Consider the following 4,126-nt stretch of genomic DNA (forward strand, 5'->3'; position numbering starts at 1 on the left):
CGCCAGCGCTCCAACAAACACAGCCGCGAACTCGAGCGCGCCAGAACTCCAAGTAACACAGCATATTTCCCGCAATCGACCTACTCTGGATGACATGCGCAGGTCGTCATTGCCGCCGGTCGCATGCCGGGTCGCGGAAACTCTCATCGCCCGCGGGCACCACGGCGTCATCGTCTGCCCCGAGACGCCGGCTCCCACCGCGGCCGACGCCGCCCGCGCCATGGGCGCCCAGCCCACCGCGATCCTCACCGCCCAGGTCTTCCTCCTCGACGACGACCCCGTCCTGCTCCTGGTGGCCGACCATCACCGCGTGGACCTCGCCCGCACCGGCAAACGCCTCGAGGGCACCCTCACCCCCGCCCCCACCGCTCTGGCCGAACGCATCACCGGCCAGCCCGTCGACGGCACGGCCCCCCTCGGCCACCCCACCAACCTCCCCACCTGGGTAGACACCGCCCTCGCCGCCCACCCCGAAGTCTGGGCAGCGGGCGGCCACCCGAACACCGTGTTCCGCACCAACTTCCGCGAAATCATCCGTATCACCGCGGGTCTGCCGATTGATATCGACTGAATTCGGCTTCCCATCCCGACCGTGTGAGTTGGATCAAACGGACACAGCGACCGGGAGGACGCGCGTCGGACGGGCGTAAGTTGGGGGCGGTGGGCGATGTGCAACCTTCTGAGACCGGACTGGTCGTTCCCGATGATCTGAGCGGGATAACGGCTGAGCAGTATCGGGCCTCTATGCGGCACTATCCGGCCGGCGTCACGGTCGTGACGCTCGGAGCCGAGAGTGGACCGGTGGGGTTCACGGCCACCTCGTTCGCTTCCCTGTCGCTCGAACCGCCACTGGTGTCGTTCAACATCGCGCACACCTCATCGAGCATCGACGCGTTGCGAGCCGCGGACTCGGTGGTGATCCATTTCCTGGGCGAACACCAACAACACCTGGCCCACCGCTTCTCTCGGACCGCCGCCGACCGCTTCACCGACCGCGCCCTCTGGACCACCCTCGACACCGGCGAACCGGTCCTGCACGGCACCCCCATCTGGCTGCGCACCACCCTCCACAAACTCATCGACCTCGGCGACCACACCCTCGCCGTAGGCCTGGTCACCCGAGTCCACGACCAAACCGAAGAATCCCCCTCCGCAGCCCCGTTGCTCTACTACAACGGCAAATACCACCGCCCCACCGCCCTCGACACCTGATCAGAGCGTCTGTGTAGGCCGGTGACCCACCTGCCACAACTAGGTTGGTCCGATGAGCGAGGAATACGACTGGTCGTGGTTGCGCGCCGGTGTTCCGAGAATCGACCTGGACACGTATTTGGCGATGCCGGAAGACCTCGCTCGGGTGATCGAGGTCAAAGACGGCCTACTGGTGCATCGCGACTCACCCTCGCCGAATCACATCGCCAGCGCCGACGTGATCAAACAGTCCCTGCGGGAAGCGATCCGGAAACGCGCCACCGGGCAGCCCTGCCTGAAGGCCAGCGGCGAACTGGACATGCTGGTCTCGGAAGTTCCCTTCAACTTCCGCCGCCCCGACGCCATCGTGTACCGCTGCATCGAAGATCCCCGCGACAAGTGGAAAACCAAGCCGACAGCAGGCGACACCCTGCTGGTCGTCGAAGTGGTATCACCGGCGACAGTTACCGCCGATTGTGTGGATAAACGAGCGGAATACGCCCGCCTGGGAATCGAGCAGTACTGGATCGTCCGCATGGAGAACAACGACGGCCGCGTGAAGTCCATCGAGATCCTTCGTCTCAATACCGCAGGCGTCTACATCTCCACCGAAACCCGCTTCCGCTCGCACAATCCCCTCGCGATCGCCATCACTGATCCGCTCGATGTCACCATCACCTGGGACGCCCTCGACGCGGACCTCGACTGATGCCTGGCAGCCTCGACATCTGATCGGCGCTATTCGCAGGCCACGCCGTCGCCGTCTCGGTCCAGGCCGGAGCGGTAGCCGGGATCGCCCGTGCGCAGCGGGGCTGCGCCGGCGGCTCTGGCAGCGGCGCAGTTCTTGTAGTAGGCGCTGGCGGGCGCGGGCGCTTCGGGCTCCGGTACGGCTGCCACCCGCGGGGCGGGGAGGTCGACGGTGGTGGTCGGCACGGGGACGATGACCGGCGGTGGAGCCGGCGCCGCGATCGTGGTGGTGGGTGCGATGGGTGCCGGCGGGAGATCGATCGTGGTGGTCGGGGCGGCGGACGTCGTGGTGGTCGGGGCGGCGGTGGCCGTCGACGGCTTTGCCGTGGTCGATGATGCGACGACGCGGGTGGTCGAGGTGGGTGATGTCCGCGCGGCCGGTGAGGGGTTGTCGTCACTGAGACCGGCGACGACCGAGAGACCGAGCACGCCGGCGACTCCGATCCCGGCCAGCAACGGCCAACGCCGCTTCTTTTCGGGTCGGCGGGGCGGACGAGCCCACGGGTCGGGCGGCTGAATCGGTCGAGTCACGGTGTCCCCTTTGATTGTCGGGCAATCTCGGGGGCTTCATCGCGACGGGTTCGACAGGCGTTACCCAGCTGGGAGGCAGTCCAAACCTGGAATTTCCGAGAAGCGGTCCGTCGGGTTCTCGGACGGATACCACTCGACGGAAAACGAATATCGGCCGCCGAGAGCAGGTCTCGACGGCCGACGTTCGGCGAATCTCGCCTGTGACGAGTTCAGCCGATCAGGCAGGGGGCGGCGCCTTCGGGGGAAGAGGCGCTGAGGGGACGGGTTTCGGGGGTCGGGTTCCAGTGCCCGTCGGTGGCGGCGTAATTCCAGGCGGGGCCTTGGCTGACCAGGGTGGCTACGGCACTGATCAAGCGGTCTACATCGGCGGCGGTGGTGCCGAGGCCGATGCTGGCTCGGAGGGCGGCGTCGAGGCCGAGGCTCGCGAGGAGGGGGTGCGCGCAGAAGCGGCCGTCGCGCACGCCGATGGCGTGTTCGGCGGAGAGGTACGCGGCGACTTTGCCAGGGGCGACATCGGCGATCGTGAAGGCGACGATGCCCACACAGTCGGGACTGTCGGACCAGATACCGACCAGGTCGACGCCGGGGATCGCGGACAGGCCGTCTCGCAGCCGGTCGGCCAGAAAGCGCTCGTGCGCGACGAGTTCGGTGGGGTCGATGGCGGCCAGCGCATCGCAGGCAGCGGCAATAGCGGCCGCGCCGAGGACGTTCGGCGAACCGGCTTCGTGCCGCTGCGGTGCGCACGCCCATTCGACCTCTGTCACACCGACATTGCGCACCGCACCACCACCGGCCAGGTAGGGCTCGCCCTCGTCCAGCCAGTCGCGCCGGCCGACGAGCACACCCGAACCGAACGGCGCGTACAGCTTGTGCCCGGAGAAGGCGAGGTAGTCGATCCCGGTCTCGCGCAGGGAGATCCGGCGATGCGGAGCCAGCTGCGCGGCGTCGACGAGGATGCGCGCACCACACAGGTGGGCGATGGTCGCGAGCCGTTCCAGCGGCAGCACCTCACCGGTGACGTTGGACGCGCCGGTCACCGCCAGCAGCGCGGCAGGCTTGCTGCACAGCTCGGCGACGACACGCTGAATCGTCTCCTCGACCGTGGCGGCGGCTCGCACGACGCGACGACCGTGCTTCGCCCACGGCAGGAAGTTGGCGTGGTGCTCGATATCGAGTACCACGGTCTCCCCCGGCACGCACCCAGCCAGCAGGTTCAGCGAATCGGTGGTGTTGCGCGTGAACACCACGACCTGGTCGTCGTCGGCGTCGAGGAACCGGGCAACGGACCCACGCGAGGCCTCGTAGCACTCGGTGGAGATCCGCGAGGCGTATCCCGCGCCCCGGTGCACGCTGGCGTAGAACGGCAGCAACTGCGAGATTCGGTCGGTGACCTGCTTCAACGCCGGCGCACTCGCCGCGTAGTCGAAGTTGGCGTAGGAGCTGGTACCGCCCTGAACGAGCGGAACCTGCAGGTCGGCACCGGAAACGGCGGCGATGGCACAGGTGGGGTCGATTACAGCAGTCATGACGAAATCCCGTCGGCTCAGGGACCCGCTCCTGAAGAGGTGGCCCGCGCTTGCCGCGCCCAATTCGGACGTCAGCCTGGTCGTCACCCGGAGCACCCCACCGCGGAGGAGGGTTGCCGACCAGCACGCCG

Annotated in this window: 5 protein-coding genes and 1 riboswitch; of the genes, 3 read left to right on the forward strand and 2 right to left on the reverse strand. The window is 67.6% G+C overall.

Annotated features, from left to right (window positions below):
* Window positions 1–94 precede the first annotated feature (94 nt).
* From ACFWF3_RS26590 to ACFWF3_RS26600, 3 genes are all read left to right on the forward strand, one after another.
* Complete coding sequence (locus ACFWF3_RS26590; RefSeq protein WP_379316070.1) at window positions 95–571, forward strand: YbaK/EbsC family protein; 477 nt, start codon at window positions 95–97, stop codon at window positions 569–571.
* A 173-nt stretch (window positions 572–744) separates the two neighbouring features.
* Complete coding sequence (locus ACFWF3_RS26595) at window positions 745–1,212, forward strand: flavin reductase family protein (RefSeq protein WP_378638843.1); 468 nt, start codon at window positions 745–747, stop codon at window positions 1,210–1,212.
* 52 nt (window positions 1,213–1,264) lie between these two features.
* Window positions 1,265–1,900, forward strand: a complete 636-nt coding sequence (locus ACFWF3_RS26600) for a Uma2 family endonuclease (RefSeq protein WP_379316072.1) — start codon at window positions 1,265–1,267, stop codon at window positions 1,898–1,900.
* 29 nt (window positions 1,901–1,929) lie between these two features.
* On the opposite strand, the gene ACFWF3_RS26605 is transcribed toward ACFWF3_RS26600, so the two are convergent.
* Window positions 1,930–2,469: an excalibur calcium-binding domain-containing protein gene (locus ACFWF3_RS26605; RefSeq protein WP_379316074.1), complete on the reverse strand. Its 540-nt coding sequence runs from the start codon at window positions 2,467–2,469 to the stop codon at window positions 1,930–1,932.
* 209 nt (window positions 2,470–2,678) lie between these two features.
* A complete protein-coding gene (locus ACFWF3_RS26610; protein WP_378996452.1) occupies window positions 2,679–3,995 on the reverse strand; it encodes an aminotransferase class V-fold PLP-dependent enzyme in 1,317 nt (438 codons plus the stop codon).
* Between the two features lie 41 nt (window positions 3,996–4,036).
* Window positions 4,037–4,126, reverse strand: a riboswitch (SAM riboswitch). This riboswitch is flagged as partial in the annotation.

Source organism: Nocardia sp. NPDC060220 (assembly GCF_042727815.1).
Taxonomy (GTDB): domain Bacteria; phylum Actinomycetota; class Actinomycetes; order Mycobacteriales; family Mycobacteriaceae; genus Nocardia.